This is a genomic window from Streptomyces sp. NPDC058701 (assembly GCF_042715295.1).
Taxonomy (GTDB): domain Bacteria; phylum Actinomycetota; class Actinomycetes; order Streptomycetales; family Streptomycetaceae; genus Streptomyces.
On sequence record NZ_JBHXSY010000058.1, the window covers coordinates 18,455 to 33,204 of the forward strand.

13 protein-coding genes are annotated in these 14,750 nt (G+C 74.0%); 9 read left to right on the forward strand and 4 right to left on the reverse strand.

Annotated features, from left to right (window positions below; translation table 11 throughout):
- Positions 1-5,115 carry a tetratricopeptide repeat protein gene (locus ACFWW8_RS34515; protein WP_386535746.1) on the reverse strand — a complete coding sequence of 1,705 codons (5,115 nt, stop codon included), beginning with the start codon at positions 5,113-5,115 and terminating at the stop codon, positions 1-3.
- Positions 5,112-5,618 (reverse strand): hypothetical protein, encoded by a 507-nt coding sequence (locus ACFWW8_RS34520; RefSeq protein ID WP_386535748.1) that lies wholly within the window; start codon positions 5,616-5,618, stop codon positions 5,112-5,114. Before ACFWW8_RS34520 ends, ACFWW8_RS34515 begins: the two co-directional genes overlap by 4 nt.
- A gap of 290 nt (positions 5,619-5,908) precedes the next feature.
- Here ACFWW8_RS34520 and ACFWW8_RS34525 point away from each other — a divergent pair, with 290 nt between their 5' ends.
- On the forward strand, positions 5,909-6,580 hold the full coding sequence (locus ACFWW8_RS34525; RefSeq protein WP_386535750.1) for a ScbR family autoregulator-binding transcription factor: 672 nt from the start codon (positions 5,909-5,911) through the stop codon (positions 6,578-6,580).
- 126 nt (positions 6,581-6,706) lie between these two features.
- Here the strand turns inward: ACFWW8_RS34525 and ACFWW8_RS34530 are convergent, their stop codons facing one another.
- Positions 6,707-7,009: a hypothetical protein gene (locus tag ACFWW8_RS34530; protein ID WP_386535753.1), complete on the reverse strand. Its 303-nt coding sequence runs from the start codon at positions 7,007-7,009 to the stop codon at positions 6,707-6,709.
- 152 nt (positions 7,010-7,161) lie between these two features.
- Here ACFWW8_RS34530 and ACFWW8_RS34535 point away from each other — a divergent pair, with 152 nt between their 5' ends.
- From ACFWW8_RS34535 to ACFWW8_RS34555, 5 genes are all read left to right on the forward strand, one after another.
- A complete protein-coding gene (locus ACFWW8_RS34535) occupies positions 7,162-7,446 on the forward strand; it encodes a DUF6400 family protein (RefSeq protein ID WP_386535756.1) in 285 nt (94 codons plus the stop codon).
- On the forward strand, positions 7,433-7,690 hold the full coding sequence (locus tag ACFWW8_RS34540; RefSeq protein WP_386535758.1) for a hypothetical protein: 258 nt from the start codon (positions 7,433-7,435) through the stop codon (positions 7,688-7,690). The genes ACFWW8_RS34535 and ACFWW8_RS34540 overlap by 14 nt, the downstream gene beginning before the upstream one ends.
- A 164-nt stretch (positions 7,691-7,854) precedes the next feature.
- Complete coding sequence (locus ACFWW8_RS34545; RefSeq protein WP_386535760.1) at positions 7,855-9,078, forward strand: serine hydrolase domain-containing protein; 1,224 nt, start codon at positions 7,855-7,857, stop codon at positions 9,076-9,078.
- 146 nt (positions 9,079-9,224) lie between these two features.
- A complete protein-coding gene (locus ACFWW8_RS34550) occupies positions 9,225-10,421 on the forward strand; it encodes a serine hydrolase domain-containing protein (RefSeq protein ID WP_386535763.1) in 1,197 nt (398 codons plus the stop codon).
- 212 nt (positions 10,422-10,633) lie between these two features.
- Positions 10,634-11,050 carry a hypothetical protein gene (locus tag ACFWW8_RS34555; RefSeq protein ID WP_386535765.1) on the forward strand — a complete coding sequence of 139 codons (417 nt, stop codon included), beginning with the start codon at positions 10,634-10,636 and terminating at the stop codon, positions 11,048-11,050.
- 30 nt (positions 11,051-11,080) lie between these two features.
- On the opposite strand, the gene ACFWW8_RS34560 is transcribed toward ACFWW8_RS34555, so the two are convergent.
- Entirely contained in the window at positions 11,081-11,626 is a 546-nt protein-coding gene (locus ACFWW8_RS34560; RefSeq protein ID WP_386535776.1) for an AAA family ATPase, read from the reverse strand.
- A gap of 295 nt (positions 11,627-11,921) precedes the next feature.
- Here ACFWW8_RS34560 and ACFWW8_RS34565 point away from each other — a divergent pair, with 295 nt between their 5' ends.
- The 3 genes from ACFWW8_RS34565 (at position 11,922) to ACFWW8_RS34575 (ending at position 14,685) form a co-directional block, all read left to right on the forward strand.
- Positions 11,922-13,430 carry a glutamate synthase subunit beta gene (locus tag ACFWW8_RS34565; protein ID WP_386535768.1) on the forward strand — a complete coding sequence of 503 codons (1,509 nt, stop codon included), beginning with the start codon at positions 11,922-11,924 and terminating at the stop codon, positions 13,428-13,430.
- A gap of 163 nt (positions 13,431-13,593) precedes the next feature.
- Positions 13,594-13,827 carry a DUF6479 family protein gene (locus ACFWW8_RS34570; RefSeq protein WP_386535770.1) on the forward strand — a complete coding sequence of 78 codons (234 nt, stop codon included), beginning with the start codon at positions 13,594-13,596 and terminating at the stop codon, positions 13,825-13,827.
- Between the two features lie 153 nt (positions 13,828-13,980).
- A complete protein-coding gene (locus ACFWW8_RS34575) occupies positions 13,981-14,685 on the forward strand; it encodes an SDR family NAD(P)-dependent oxidoreductase (RefSeq protein ID WP_386535773.1) in 705 nt (234 codons plus the stop codon).
- The last annotated feature ends 65 nt before the right edge of the window (positions 14,686-14,750 follow it).

Genomic DNA, 14,750 nt, shown 5'->3' on the forward strand with positions numbered 1-14,750 from the left:
TCAGTCGCGCCCCAGTGCGCGCAGGGCCTTTCGGCGGTGGCTCAGGGCCAGGTCGGCCGACTCGGTGTCGCCGGCTGCACGGAAGTGGTCCACGGCGCGGTCGTTGACGGCCACGGCCTCCTCGTACCGCCCCACGTCCACCAGGAGGCCTCCGAGGATCAGCAGGGCGTTGCCCTCCCCGTGGTCGTCCCCGGTGTCCCGGCAGATCTCCTGGTACCGCTCGAAGACGGGGACCGATGCCTCGTACTTCCCGAGTTGAAGGGTGAGGACGCCGAGCCGGAACAGCGTCCCGGCTTCGTTGGCCCGGTCCTGGCGGGCGCGGAACAGCTCCGCGGCGCGCCGGTAGGCCAGGAGGGCGTCCGCGGGCCGGCCCGTCTTCTCCAGCGTCTGGCCCAGGTGCACGTGGAGATGGCACTCGCGGTCGCGGTCGTCGGTCCGGGGGTAGACGTCGGCGGCCCGCCGGTAGGCGGTGACGGCCTCCTCGTCGCGGTTCACGGACCGCAGGGCGCGGCAGAGATTGAGGAGGGCGGAGCCCTCCAGGTCCGGCAGGTCGAGTTCCCGGAACACGGCGACCGCTCGCCGGTACGTGGCGATGGCCTCGTCGAACCGGTTCTGCTCCAGGTACTTCTCCCCCATGCGGTAGAGGGCCGAGCCCTCGCCGCGCAGGTCGTCCACCTCCCGGGAGCTGGTGGCGGCCCGCTGCAGGACCGCGTAGGAATCCGCGTCCCGGCCCGCCTCGGAGAGGGCACTGCTGAGGTGGTGGAGGGTGTCGGCCTCGGCGCGGCCGTCGCCGCCGGCGCGGTGCATCTCCGCCGCCTCGGTGTAGACGGGGATGGCCTTCTTCGGCTTTCCCTGGCCGGCCAGGCCGCGGCCGACGAGGGTGAGGGCGCGGGCCTCCCCCGCGCGGTCGCCGGACCTCCGGAAGATCCGTGCGGCGTGCCGGCCGGCGGTCACGGCGTCCGCGGGCCGCCCCAGCCGGAGCAGGGAGAGGCCGAGTTCGCCGTACGTGGAGCCTTCGGCCCGGACGTCGCCTGCGGCGCGGAAGGCGCTCACGGCCCGTTCCCGGGCGGCGACGGACTCCTCGACGCGTCCCAGCTCCGCCAGGGCGGATCCGAGCCGGCCGAGCAGTTCGCCCTCCCTGTCCCGGTCGCCGATCGCGTGGAATCCGGCGGCGGCCTGCTCGCAGACGGGCACGGCCTCCGCGTGCCGACCCTCGTACTCGAGGACCATGGAGAGCCGGAGCAACGCCTTGAGCTCACTGTTCCGTTCGCCGGACTCCCGGTGGACCGTGACTTCCCGTTCCATCACGGTGATGGCTTCGGCACACCGGTGCACTTGGAAGAGACGGGTGCCGAGGGTGCTCAGCAGGACGCCCTCGCGGGCGCGGTTGCCCGCCCTGCGGTATCCCGCGACGGCCTGTTCGCAGGCGGTGACGGCCTCCTCGACCCGTCCGGCCTCGGCCAGTGCCTCGCTCTGGTTGGACAGCGCATGGGCCTCGCTCTCGTGGTCGCCCGACTCCCGCAGGAGCGCGGCGGCCTTCCCGCACGCGGTGGCTGCTTCCGCGTACCGGCCCGTTTGTGTACAGGCGTTGCCGAGGTTGGCCAGTGCCGAGGCCTCGCCCGCGCGGTCGCCCAGCTCGCGGGAGAGGACAGCGGACCGCCGCAAGGGGTCGACGGCCTCCCCGTACCGCTCGGCGCGGAGCAGAGCGGGGCCGAGCCGGCCGAGCACCCAGCACTCCTTGCGGCGGTTTCCCATCTCCTGGAAGAGCTCGAGCGCACGCCGGGAGGCGACGATCGCCTCGTCGAGCCGGCCCGTCTCGTACAGGGCGTCCGCCAGGTTGCTGAGCGAGTCCGCCTCGCGGTCGCGGTCACCGCGCTCGTGGTAGAGGGCCGCCGCCCTGCGCGTGGGCGGGATGGACTCCTCGTACCGCCCCTGACGGAGCAGGATGTTGCCCAGGTTGTGGAAGGGCGTGCCGCCTCTGTTCTCTTCGCCGCCCTCCTCGGAGAGGGCGGCTGCCCGCCGGATGACGTCCGCGGCTTCGTCGAACCGCTTCGCGGCCGTCAGGGCGTTGCTCAGGTTGGTGAGCGCCGCGATCTCGAAGAGGCGTCCCCCGCCGCTCCCGAACACGGCCACGGCCCGTTCGCCGGCGGTGACGGCCTCGTCGCCGCGGCCCTCGGCGGCCAGGGCGGTACCGAGGTTCGTCAGCGCGGTTCCTTCCAGGGCGCGGTCTCCGGTCCTGCGGAAGTGGTCTGCCGCCCGGCCGAAGAGGGCGGCCGCGTGTCCGGAGCTCCGCAGGCCGGACATGGCCTGGGCGGACATGAGGAGCAGTTCGCCCGCGCGGCGGCGGTCACCGGCGTCGAGGTGGTGGGCCGCCGCGTGTTCCGCCGCGGTGACGGCTTCCTCGAAGCGCCCGAAGCGGGCCAGGGTCTGGCTCACCCGTCCCAACGACGCGGCATGTGTTCCGAGTTCGACGCTGGAAGTCGACTCCGCGAGCAGCCGGTACAGCTCGGTCGCCTCGCGGGTGGCGGCCAGGACCTCTTCCCGGACGTCGCGCGGGTCCTGCGCGAGCCGGCTGCGTACGTCCGCGTGCTCGGGGAGGTCGACGGTGGGATGGGCGAGTGCCAGCCGCTGGTACAGGTCGTCGGCCTCGCGCGTGACGGCCAGGGCGCGCTCCTCGTGGCCCAGGGCGAGGAGCAGGGCGGCGAGGTTGTTCAGGACCTTGGCCAGGTCGAGGCAGTGGGCGGCGAAGTCGGTTTCGACGAGGCGGCGTTGGATGAGTACGGCTTCCTCGGCCCGGGCGAGGGCCTCGTCCCCGCGGCCGAGGTCGGCGAGGAAGAGTCCCAGGTTGACCAGTGCCGTCGCCAGGTCGGGCTGGTGGGCGTCCGGGTTGGCGTCCGCGAGCTGCCGGTACAGGTCGGTGGCGACCTCCGTGACCTCGAGCCCCTCTTCGGACCGGCCCGCGGCGCGCAGCGCGGTCCCGAGGTTGGCGAGGGACATCGCGAAGTGGTGCCGCTGGGCGTCCGGGTCGGCGTCGGACAGGCGTCGGTACAGTTCGGCGGCTTCTTCGCCGGCGGCCAGGCCCTCCTCGGTACGGCCCGCGTCGATCAGGCGCAGGCTCAGGTTGGTGAGCAGGCCGGCGCGGTCGGGCCGGTACGCGGGGTCGGCGTCGGACAGCAGCCGGTACAGGTCTGCCGCCTCCTGCGTGGCGGCCAAAGCCTCTTCGCTCCGGCCGTGCCGGGACAATCGGCTGCCGAGCCCGGTCAGCGCAGCCGCCAGGCGTTCCCGGTGGGCGGTGGGGTCGGCGTCGGCGAGGCGGCGGCTGATCGCCGTGGCCTCCTCGGCGGTGAACAGCGCCTCCTCCCAGCGGCCCGCGGCGGCCAGCCGGTCACCGAGTGTGCCGAGGGAGTTGGCCAGGGACGGCTGGTGGCCGGGGTCGTCCGCGGCGATCGCGCGGTGCAGGCGTACGGCTTCCTCGGCGGGGGCGACGGCTTGCTCCCGGCGGCCCGCGTTGGCCCGGCGCCATGCCAGCGTGGCGTACAGGGCGGCACGCCGTCCGGGGTCCGTGGTGGCGGTCAGCCGGTGGGCGGTCAGCGTCTCGACGACGGCGAGGATTCCGCTGTCCAGGTCCGCGTGGCGGCCCGGCGGCAGGTGGGCCTCGACGGCTTCCAGGACGGCCAGCAGGCCGGGGTCGATGCCTCTCGCGGCGCCGTCGCCCCCGTCGGCGAGGGCGGCGAGCGTGGTGAGGGCGGGGCTGCCGGCGGTTATCGCGAGGGCGGGTGCGGAGCGCAGCAGCGGATAGAGCACCCGCTCGCCGACGTGTCTCCAGCGGGCGGCGGCGGACGCGAGGAACGTCACGGCCCGCGGGGCCACGGCGGGGGCAAGGTCGCCGCCCAGCAGGGCGGCCGGTACTCCGCTAGCCCAGGGGTCGGGGTCGTACGCGCTGATGGCGTGCCCCGGGGTGAGCAGGCCGAGGAAGTCCTCGGCGAGCCGGTCGGGGTAGAGCGGTTCCAGGACGAGGTCGCGGTCGGCGGGCGGGTAGCAGAAGCGGTGGTCGAGGAGGAGTTCCAGGGGGTGGCCCGGCAGGTCGAGGGTGCGCAGCGCCTGTACTCCGGTGGGGTGGCCTACCGCTCCGGTGAGGGCGGCGGTGAACACCGTCTTGGCCATGACCGCCGGGCGGGTCCGGTAGTCCTGCCCGAGGCTGCCGGCGTCGAACAGTTTCTGCCACGACCAGTATTCGCGGTCCAGGAGGTACGCCGACAGGTCGTGCGGTTCCGCGAGGGACGGCCGCTCGCCGCGGGCGTGCGCGTCGACGGAGACCAGGGCGGCCATGTGCAGGTTCAGGGTCAGGCCGAAGGGGCCGCGGTCCAGGGAGGCGGGCGGTGCGGCGCTCGCGGCGCCGGGGAGGTCGTACAGGTCGCTCGCCGCGTAGCGGTCGCGGGCGGCGGTGAACATCCGCAGCCGGTCCGCGTCCAGGGAGGGGAGGAGCAGGTCGGCGCCTGCGGCGCGGCGTTCGGCGAGCTCGCCGCGCAGGGCGGCGAACCAGCGGACGGTACGGCCGATGAGGAGGACCCGTGTGGGCCGGTGCCGGTGCAGTTCGGGTTCGGACAGCAGGCGTTGCAGCTCGCTGTGGGCCCAGCGGTCGGCGTAGTCGACGACGAGCAGCACCCCGGCCCCGTCCTCGGGCGGGGCGGCCGCGGGTCCCGGTGTGGGGGGCCCGTCCCGGAAGCCCGCCTGCATGACCTGCCACCGCTCGGCCGCCGGCAGGTCCGGGCTGCGGGAGCGTTCCGCGAACTCCGTGGCGAGCCGGGTCTTGCCCTCGCCGCCGGGGGCGTGGAGCAGCAGTACGGAGAGCCGCGCATCCCGTGCGTCGCGCCACTGCCGCAGCCGCTCCAGTTCGGCCGTCCGCCCGGTGAAGGGGACGACGTGGCTGCGCGCGTCGAGGAGGCGGCTGGGCTGCGCCATCAGCCATGCGGTGTCCGGGGCGGCCGGAGGGGGCAACGGCTCGATGGCGGGCAGCCGGGACCCGTAGTGGTGGATGACGGTCGCCGTCGCGTACGGGCCCTGGGCCGCGGCCGCGCCGGGGGCGACGTGCTGTACGTAACGCGGTTCGCTCAAGACTGACCGACGGAGGCCGGGCCCGTCGGACCACCGGGCGCGTAACGGTGGTGGTGGACGGTCACGCTGGACTTCGGCCCCTGGGCGCCCGCGCCGCCGTCGTGGATCACCTGGATGTAGGCGCCGTCGGTTCCCGCCCTGCGCAGCGCCGCGCCGAGGGCGTGGATCTCGGCGTCGGCGCGGGGCCGCCCGGCGATCAGTTCGCGCAGCAGGAGCTCGTACTCGGCCGAGCGGCCGGCTCCGGCCTCGATGGCCGCCCCGAGCCGAGCCGCCCACGTGTCGTGCGCGGCGCGCAGGGCCGACTCGTCGCCCCGCTCGTGGGCGGCGAGGACGGTCTGTCGATCCTGCTCCAACTCCGCTTCTGCGGCGGTGCCTTCGTCGGGCCGGCCGAGTCCGATCAGGCGGACGAAACCGCGCTTGGTGTGCGTCCACGCTTCCGTCGTCATCGCGGTGACGAGCGTGGTGGCGGCGGTGGCGGCCACGGCCGCGACGGCAGGATCCACGGCGCTTTCCCCCTTCAGAGACACTCGGCTGATCCGAGGCCACAAGTCTGCCATCGAGCCTCCCCTCACGGCTTGGATCACTTCAAGCCGTTTTGGCTCACGCGGTGGCCGTACGAGCCCCTTCATACCCCGGGGCACCGGCCAGCGACCAAAGAGTAATAGCGCAAAGAATATCAATTACCCATAAAGTAAAACCGTCTTGACGCAAGAACAAACTGGTTGACTGGTTTACTTCCCCTGGTTTCCACTACATTGAGCGTGGACGAGCAGCCGTCGAGGGGGAGAAGACCGTGGCCAGGGTCAGGCAGGAGCGGGCCGAGATCACCCGGCGCGCCATCCTCGACGGCGCGGCCGTCGCCTTCGACCACTCAGGATTCGACGGCACGAGCCTGAGCGACGTCGTCCGGCACGCCGGGGTCACGAAGGGCGCCCTCTACTTCCACTTCCAGTCCAAGGAGGCCCTCGCCCGGGCCCTGATGGACGAGCAGTTCCAGGTCGCCGAAGGCGTCGACGCCATCGAGGACCCGGGGTTGCAGACCGTCATCGACCTGACGCACCAGATGGCTCACGCCTTGCGCACCAACGCCCGCGTGCGCGCCGGAATCCGCCTGCTCGTCGAGTTCGGCTCCTTCACCGACCCCGACCCCACCCCCTACAACTCCTGGATCGACACCTGCCACCGCTGCCTGGTGCCGGCCCAGGAACGGGGCGACGTCCACCCCGGGCTCGACACCCACGACCTCTCCACGTTCCTCGTCGGGTCGTTCACCGGGATCCAGGTCACCTCACACGTCCGCACCGCACGCGGCGACCTCCACGCGCGCGTAATCGACCTGTGGAACTACCTCCTCCCCGGCATCGCTCCCGCCGACCGCTTCCCCCTCTTCGACGCGGAGGGCTCACCAGACTGCCGGGCCCGGCTCGGTCTCCCCGGCGCCCGCTCCTCAGCCGCAGCCGGTTGACCCCAGATCCAGGGCGGCCTCACCCACGCCGCGGCGAACCACGGGGGTGCTCACCACAGCGTGAGAGAGGCCGCCCTGTCCCACCCCGAACGGCCGGGCGCACGTCCGGACCGGCGTGCGCCGCGCTTAGGCCTCGGGCCAGGGCCGAGGGGGTTTCCCGCCGCGCACCAGGCCCTTGAGCCTGGCGTCGACGTCGATCGCCCGCTGCCCGCTGTCCTGCGCCCACGCGTCGATCGCTCCGCGCACCGCGTCGACGCACGCGCCCCACTCGTCCCAGGCCGTGCGCCACTCGGCATGCGCTTGCGACGGCCAGCCGCCCGCGCGCGTGGGCCGACCGTGCCGGTCCTGGACGGCGCGGACCCGGGCCCACGCCGTATCGGAGCGCTTCTGCAGAACGATCAACTCGTCGGCGAGTTCGATGTCAGCCACGGCCGGAGCCTAAAACCCGTCACGGACGTCAACCGGCACCGCCACGCGCGGTAAATGCGACCACCCCCGCCCGGCCGACAGCCCTCCGACCTGCTGTGACTCCGCCCACCCTCCCTTGACCCACGAACGAAGGGTTACCTAAGTTCAAGGCCATGAGCCCGCACCTCCCCACGCCTCCCGCCGACCCGTCATCCGGAGCCGCCACCCCCGGCACGGTCGGCTTCACCGTCGACCTCGCGTCCCAGGAGGTACTGCGCCGGGCCCACGTGATGGCCGCGCTCGGACCCGACTGGGACCCGATCGAGGTGCTGCGCGGCGAGGAGGCCGCGTACGACCTGCTGTACTCGGGTCTCGACGCGGAGCAGCAGCGCCTGTATGACGACCTGGTCGCGGCCGGGGTCCTCCCGCGGCGCGGGGGCGGCCATGCTGCCGCTTGACCCGCAGGCCGACATCGGGCGCCGCGCCTGGGTGGCCTGCCCGAACTGCCTCGACACCCGCGGGTGCGCGCCGTGCGAGGAGCGGCGGGCGTGCTCCGCGCACTGGCGTTACCTGCTCACCCACACCGGGAGCCTGCTGCACCTGCAGTGCCCCGGCTGCACCCACGTGTGGGTGCACGAGAGCGGCTTCGGGGCCACCCGCTCCGTGTGGAGCCGCATCACGAGCGGCCTGCCCCGGTTCTGACGGGCGCGGCCGCTGCACCGGAGCCGCTGGACTCGAGCGCGCCTGACACGCCTCCCTCCCCACCCCCTCTCACCCCTCCGCGCTCGTGGCACGACGCTTTCCGGCGGGCCGCAGACGTATGGTCGCGTGACGCATGGGACATAGCGGGCACGGGAGGCGTCGCGGTGAAGCGTTCGGGACGGCAGGGATTCAGGATCGCCACCGTTGCGGCGGTGGCGCTGGCAGGTCTGGCGAGCCTCACCGCGGGGTGTGCGCCACCGAGCGAGCCGAAGGCCCTGGGACCCTCCGCCGGCACCGGCACCGCCGCGCGCACGGCCTCGGGCGAGCCCACCGGCACCGCGGTGGCCCGGCAACCGCTCCCCGCCGACGTCGAGCGGAAGCTGCGGGAGGCGGTCGACGCCGCCCGGCGGACGCACAAGGTGCCCGGCGTGCGCGCGGACGTGAACGTTCCGGGGACGGGCGAGTGGGGCTATTCCGTCGGGGCGGCCGACCTGGAGGCGAAGCAGCCGATCGGCCTCGACGACAAGGTGCGCATCGCCAGCATCACCAAGACCTTCACCGGCACGGCCGTGCTCCAGCTGGTACGCGGGGGCAGGATGCGCCTCGACGACCCCCTCGACAAGTACGTCAGCTGGCCGAACGGCGGCAACATCACCATTCGCCAGCTGCTGAACATGACCGCGGGCATCTACAGCTATACCGACGATCCGGCCTGGCTGAAGCGGTACACCGAGCACCCGGACGCCCCGTTCCGCACGCAGGACGCCCTCGACATCGCCCGCCGCCACGCGCCGTACTTCGCGCCGGGCAAGGGGATCCGGTACTCGGACACGAACTACGTACTGCTCGGCGACATCGTGGAGAAGGCCGGCGGAAAGTCGCTCGCCGAGTGGATGCGGGCCGACATCGCCCGGCCCCTGGGTCTGGCCGCCACGAGCTACCCGACCGACTCCGACATCCAGGAACCGTTCGCGTCCGGGTACACGGCGGGGCCGGACGGCGCCATGGCCGACACCACCCGCTCCAACCCCTCCTACGCGGCGGGCGCGGGTGCGATGCTCTCGAACCTCGTGGACCTGCGCGTCTGGGCCCGCGAGGTCGCGACCGGCGACAAGCTGCTCACCCCCGAACTCCAGCGGCAGCGGCTCCGGTTCGTCCCGATCGCCACCGCACCGGTGCAGGTGTCGTACGGCCTGGGCGTCGGGTCGTTCGACGGGTGGATCGGGCACAACGGAACGATCCTCGGCTACAACACGGCGATGTTCTACGACCCCAGGACCCGCGCCACCGTGATCGTGGAGATGAACCGGTCGTTCGCGACCCTCGACGAGGACCACGCCACCGAGCTCTTCCTGCAGATCGCGAAGATCATCACGCCGGGAACGTAAAGAGGGAACGGGGGCGTCGGCCGGCCCCCGCAGGGCCGGACGGGCCACGGCCCGTCCGCGGGCGGCCGTGTCACCTCCGCCGGCGGTCCGGCCCCTGCCATCGTGAGCCACCGCGCTCCACTCCGTCTTCCCCGGGAGGTACCTCCGTGTCCCCACGTCCGTACGGCCACGACCGCCGGATCCGCCCGTCGCTGCGCCTGGTCGCGGCGACCGCCGTGTGCGGCGCGGTACTCGGCGCCCTCGCCCAGCCCGCGCAGGCCGGGGAGGACCGCGATCCGTCTTCCGGCGCGGCCTCCCTGCGGCAGGAGCTGCGGGACCTGGTGGCCACCCCGGGTGGTCCTCCCGGTGTCATCGCCGTCCTGCGGGACCGCGACCGCACGGACGTCTACCGGGCGGGCGTGGCCGATGTGGAGAGCGGCCGGCCGCCGAGGGCGGGCGATCACATGCGGATCGCCAGCGTCGCCAAGGCCTTCAGCGGGGCGGTGGCGCTCCAGCTCGTCGACCGGGGCCGGCTGCGCCTGGACTCCACCATCGGGGAGGTGCTGCCGGGCCAGCCGGCCGCCTGGCACCGGGTGACGCTGCGCCAACTCCTCAACCACACCAGCGGACTGCCCGACTACTCGGGCTCCCAGGGTTTCATCGACATCATCTCCGCCGATCCGCGGCACCGCTTCGACTCCCGGCGACTGCTGGGCTTCGTGGCCGGCGAGGACCTCGAGTTCCGCCCCGGAAGCCGCTACCAGTACTCCAACTCCGACAACATCGCCGTCGCGCTCATGGCCGAGGCGGTCACCGGGCGCCGGTACGAGGCACTGCTGCGCGAACTCGTCTACGAGCCGCTCGGCATGGAGCGGACGAGCCTGCCCCAGGGGTACCGGCTGCCCGTTCCCTTCCTCCACGGCTACCAGGTCGCCCCGCCGGCCGAACCCGTGGACGTCAGTGAGGCCGTGAGCGCCTCCGGGGCCTGGGCCGCCGGCGGCATCGTCTCGACGCCGAAGGACCTGACCAAGTTCATCCGGGGCTACGCGGGCGGCGCGCTCGTCTCGAACCGGACCCGTGAGCAGCAGTTCACCTTCATCCCCGGCGCCCTCTCGCAGCCCCCCGGCCCCGGCCGCACCGACGCGGGCCTGGCCATCTACCGCTACACGACGCGCTGCGGGGTGGTGTACGGGCACACGGGCAACACCCCCGGCTACACGCAGCTGGCGGCGGCCACGGCGGACGGCAGCCGCTCCCTCACCTTCTCGATCACCACGCAGACCTCGCTCACCAACTCTCCCGAACTGCTCGCGCGGGTCCGTTCGGTCCAGGAGGACTTCGTGTGCGCCCTGCTGCGCGGGTAGCCCCGGAGTCGCGGGCCCGGCGGGTTCACCCGACGGCGTGAATGACCGGGCTCCGCGACCCGGTGGTTCCGTACGGTTCCGCCGGAGTACCAGCCTTTGCGTCAGGGCGAGTTGGCACGTCGCGGGGTAGGCCGGAGTCAGCTGCCCCGCCCGCCTCCGCCTGCCACGATGGGCGGGCGGAGGAGTCGCCCCTCCGCGGCAGCGAGGTGGCCGTGCGCAACCGGCGCGCGGCCGGCTGGACCCTCCCCGCGGACCGCTGGGCCGCCGGCCGGGCGGCGGCACGGATCATCGCGGCGGTGCGCGGCTGGGGCTACGAGCACCCGGGAGACGAGTCGATCGGCCGGTCCGTGGCACTGCTGGTGGGTGCAGGGGTCACGGACGGCGGCAAGCGTGTCAGCGTGCACGCGGCCGACCAGGACGACCTGATCCTCATCGTCGTGCTCAGCCACCGCGCCGGACCGGCCCCGGACGACGACGCGTTCCTGAAGCGGATCGCCGCCGTCAGCGGTTCGGCGAGCTGCGGCAGCGACGCCGCCGAGGACGGCCGCCGGGTGTGGACCCTGCCGGACACCCGGCCTCGCCGCTCCCCCGGCGCCGCGTCGGCGGCCGGAGGGTCCGGCCGGGACTGAGGCGGCCGGCCGCACGGCTCCCGCGCACCCTCAGCGGCCTCCTCCGCCCTCCACCGCGGACAGACCGGCCAGGCCGGTGTCCCGCAGGACGCGGCCGACGGTGTCGGCGAGGGCACTGTCGGCGCCGATGACCGTCTCGCCGCCGCCGGGCAGCAGATCGAGCGGCCGGTACCAGTCGCGCAGTTCGGACTCGCCGACGTCGTCGGCGATCGCCTTGGTGGCGTGCCGCGCCAGCGTCTCCTCGAACGCCACATCCAGGTAGTAGGCGTGGGTCGGGCCCCGGTGGTCGGCGCGCAGCCGGGCGAGCATCTCCCCGTAGTGGTCCGCCGAGAGGATCCCTTCGACGACCACGTGGTAGCCGGCGTCCAGGGCGTAGCGGGCGACGGCGTCGATCAGCCCGATGTTCACGCCGCCCGGCCGGTCGCGCTCCCGCAGGACGGTCCGGCGGAGGTTGTCCTGGGCGACCAGGGCCAGCCCGCGGCCGAACCCCTCGCGGAGGCCGGCCGCGACCGAGGACTTGCCCGAGGCGCTGTTTCCGCGCAGGACGACGAGCCGGGTGTCCGGCGTTCCCACCATCATCCGCCCCACCGTAGCGGCGGCCGCGGATCCGTAGGGGCCGGACGGCGGGGCGGCGCGCCCCGGGCGACATCACCCACCGCGACGCCGCCGTTACTGGAGACGGATTCCCGCACGGGTGGGCTCACGGACTCCCGCACGAACTCCCGCACCGGCCGCCGCACGGGCCGCCGCGCCGCCCGGGAAGGAGCGCCGGAGGCGGCGTAATCTGGTCGAACCGCCACAGAAGGCACGCGGAACGCGCCGTACGCGCCGGTGCCGCGCCCACACCGCGAACGATCCAGGGAGGCGGCGCGTGACCGATCCGTTCGGCTTCCTCCGGATCCCCCGCAAACCGGTCCCGGCCCGCCCCGTCGAGGAGCGGCTCGGCGACTGGCACGAGGTGTACGCGGGCCAGGCGCTCCTCCCGTTCGTCTCCCGGCAGGCCGACCGCTGCATGGACTGCGGCATCCCGTTCTGCCACACCGGCTGTCCGCTGGGGAACCTCATACCGGAGTGGAACGCGTACGCGTCCAGGGGCGACTGGCGGGCCGCGTACGACCGGCTGCACGCGACGAACAACTTCCCCGAGTTCACCGGCCGGCTCTGCCCGGCGCCCTGCGAGGACGCCTGCGTGCTCGCGATCAACGGGGATCCGGTGACCATCAAGAACGTCGAGCAGGCGATCGCGGACGAGGGGGAACGGCGCGGGTACGCGGCGCCGCGGCCGCCCGAGCGGCACAGCGGCAAGACCGTCGCCGTCATAGGTTCCGGCCCGGCCGGGCTGGCCGCGGCGCAGCAGCTGACGCGGGCCGGGCACACCGTGGTCGTGCACGAGCGGGCCGACCGGATCGGCGGTCTGCTGCGCTACGGCATCCCCGAGTTCAAGATGGAGAAGGCGCACCTGGACCGCCGGATCGAGCAGATGCGCGCGGAGGGCACGGCATTCGTGACGGGTGCGGACGTCGGGGGCTCGACGGGCGCGGCCGAACTGCGGAGCCGGTGTGACGCCGTCGTGGTGGCGGTCGGCGCCGGTGAACGGCGGGAGCTGCCGGTTCCGGGACGGGCGCTGCGCGGAATCCACCAGGCGATGGACTACCTGACCCTCGCCAACCGGGTGCGGGAGGGCGACCACGCCCGGTCGCCGGTGACCGCCGAGGGCCGGCACGTGGTGATCGTCGGCGGGGGCGACACCGGTTCCGACTGCCTCGGCACGGCCCTGCGGCAGGGGGCGCTGTCCGTGGTCCAGCTCGACATCAACCCGGAACCCGGGCCCGGCCGGGCCGAAGACGAGCCCTGGCCGGTCTACCCGAAGGTGTACCGGGTCTCCCACGCCCATGAGGAGGCGCGAGGGCGCGAGGGGTGCGACCCCCGGGCGTTCTCCTGCGCGACCCTGCACTTCGAGGGGGATTCCTCGGGCCGGGTACGGGCCATGCGCCTGACCGCCGTCGGGCCGACGGCGCGCGAGCCCCTGGCCGGCACCGACCGGGTGATCCCGGCCGGGCTGGTCCTGCTGGCCCTGGGGTTCTCCGGCCCGGAGCGGAGCGGCGGTCTGGACGCGCAGCTGGGGCTGGAGCGCGACGGATGCGGCAACTTCGCCCGCGATGCGGCGTTCGCGGCCGGCGGCGGGCGGGCTCCCGGCGTGTTCGTCGCGGGAGACGCCGGGCGCGGCCAGTCCCTGGTCGTGTGGGCGATCGCCGAGGGCCGCGCGGCGGCCGCCGCGGTGGACCGGTACCTGACGGGTTCGACCTGCCTCCCGGCCCCCGTCGCCGCCCACGACCGGCCCATGACGGCGCTGGGCCGCATGCGCTACGGCGACCACTAGCCGAGGCGGGTCCGGCGTCCCCGGGCCGGACGGGTCGGAGTTCCGGCCCGGGGACCGCGCGAAGAACGGTCCCGCGCGCAACAATCCCGTGCGACACGGTCCCGTGCGAAATACGCGAAACGCCGTCGCGTGCAGAACGCGCCAGACCGGGTAGACGCAGCCCATGATCACCTCCATGACTCTCGCGGCCGACAGTTCGACGTCCCTCTTCCTCATCGTGGCCGGTGTCGTAGTGACCGCCCTCCTGATCGGCGCGTTCTGGTACGGAAGCCGACGCGCCGCCAAGCTCAAGGACCCCGGTGCGCGACCGGCGGATCAGAGCCCCCAGGCGCAAGCCCGCCACGACTCCTGGCAGACGCCCGACGAGGACCCGGACTCGACCCGCCCGCGCCCCTGACGCGGTAATCCCGCTCCCGGTCACTCACCGCCGTCACCGCCACGACTCGCACCGGCCGGTTTCCGTGCACGAACGATGCGAGGTGAGGCGGCGGCCCGGCTGCGCGAACCTGGTGCGGACCAGGGGTGCGCCGCCGGGACGAGGAGCAGTGCCATGGACGTACGGGACGCACCACCGGCTCGGGGACCGGACACGGCGGGTTCGCCCCTGGCGGGCGCCCGCGTGCTGGTCGTCGGGGCGACCGGGGTCCTGGGCGGCCTGGCCGCCCGGGAGCTCGCCGAGCGGGGCGCCGTCCTCGCCCTCGCCGGTCGCGCACCGCACGTGCTCGCCGAACGCGGGGCCGAACTGGGCGGCCGGCCGGTCCGCCGGATCGACGCGTACGACCTCGACGGGTGCGCCGCCCTGGCGCCGTGGGCCCGCGGTGAACTCGGCGGGCTCGACGGCGTCCTCGTCACGGTCGGGGTGGCGGCCTTCGGCCGGGCCGGGGAACTGCCCGACTCCGTCGCGGAGCACCTGTGCGCGGTGAACTTCCTGTGCCCTGCGGCCGTCCTGCGCGGCGCCCCGTCCCAGGTGGCCCGGGGCGGCTTCCTGGCGGCGGTCACCGGGGCCGTCGTCGACACGCCCCTGCAGGGCATGGCCGACTACGCGGCCGCCAAGGCCGCGTTGGGCTGTTGGCTGGGGGTCCTGGCACGCGAGGTGCGCGGCCGACACCTGCGCGTCCTCGACTTCCGGCCTCCCCACCTCGACACCGGCTTCGCCACCCGCCCGGTAGCGGGCCGCGCCCCCTCCCTGCCCCCGGGCGGAGACCCGTACGAGGCGGCTCGCTCCATGGTCGACCGCCTCGAAGGCGTGGCGTAGTCCGGTCGGGCTACGGGTACGGGCTGTCGGCGCCCGCGGCCGCCGGCCGGGGCGCGCGCGCCGGG

What these genes read in the sequence shown, in the direction of transcription:
- ACFWW8_RS34535 (WP_386535756.1), top strand. Translation starts at nt 7,162, where the DNA reads ATGAGCCCGCACCTCCCCACGCCTCCCGCCGACCCGTCATCCGGAGCC.
- ACFWW8_RS34540 (WP_386535758.1), top strand. Translation starts at nt 7,433, where the DNA reads ATGCTGCCGCTTGACCCGCAGGCCGACATCGGGCGCCGCGCCTGGGTG.
- ACFWW8_RS34560 (WP_386535776.1), bottom strand. Translation starts at nt 11,626, where the DNA reads ATGGTGGGAACGCCGGACACCCGGCTCGTCGTCCTGCGCGGAAACAGC.
- ACFWW8_RS34570 (WP_386535770.1), top strand. Translation starts at nt 13,594, where the DNA reads ATGATCACCTCCATGACTCTCGCGGCCGACAGTTCGACGTCCCTCTTC.
- ACFWW8_RS34575 (WP_386535773.1), top strand. Translation starts at nt 13,981, where the DNA reads ATGGACGTACGGGACGCACCACCGGCTCGGGGACCGGACACGGCGGGT.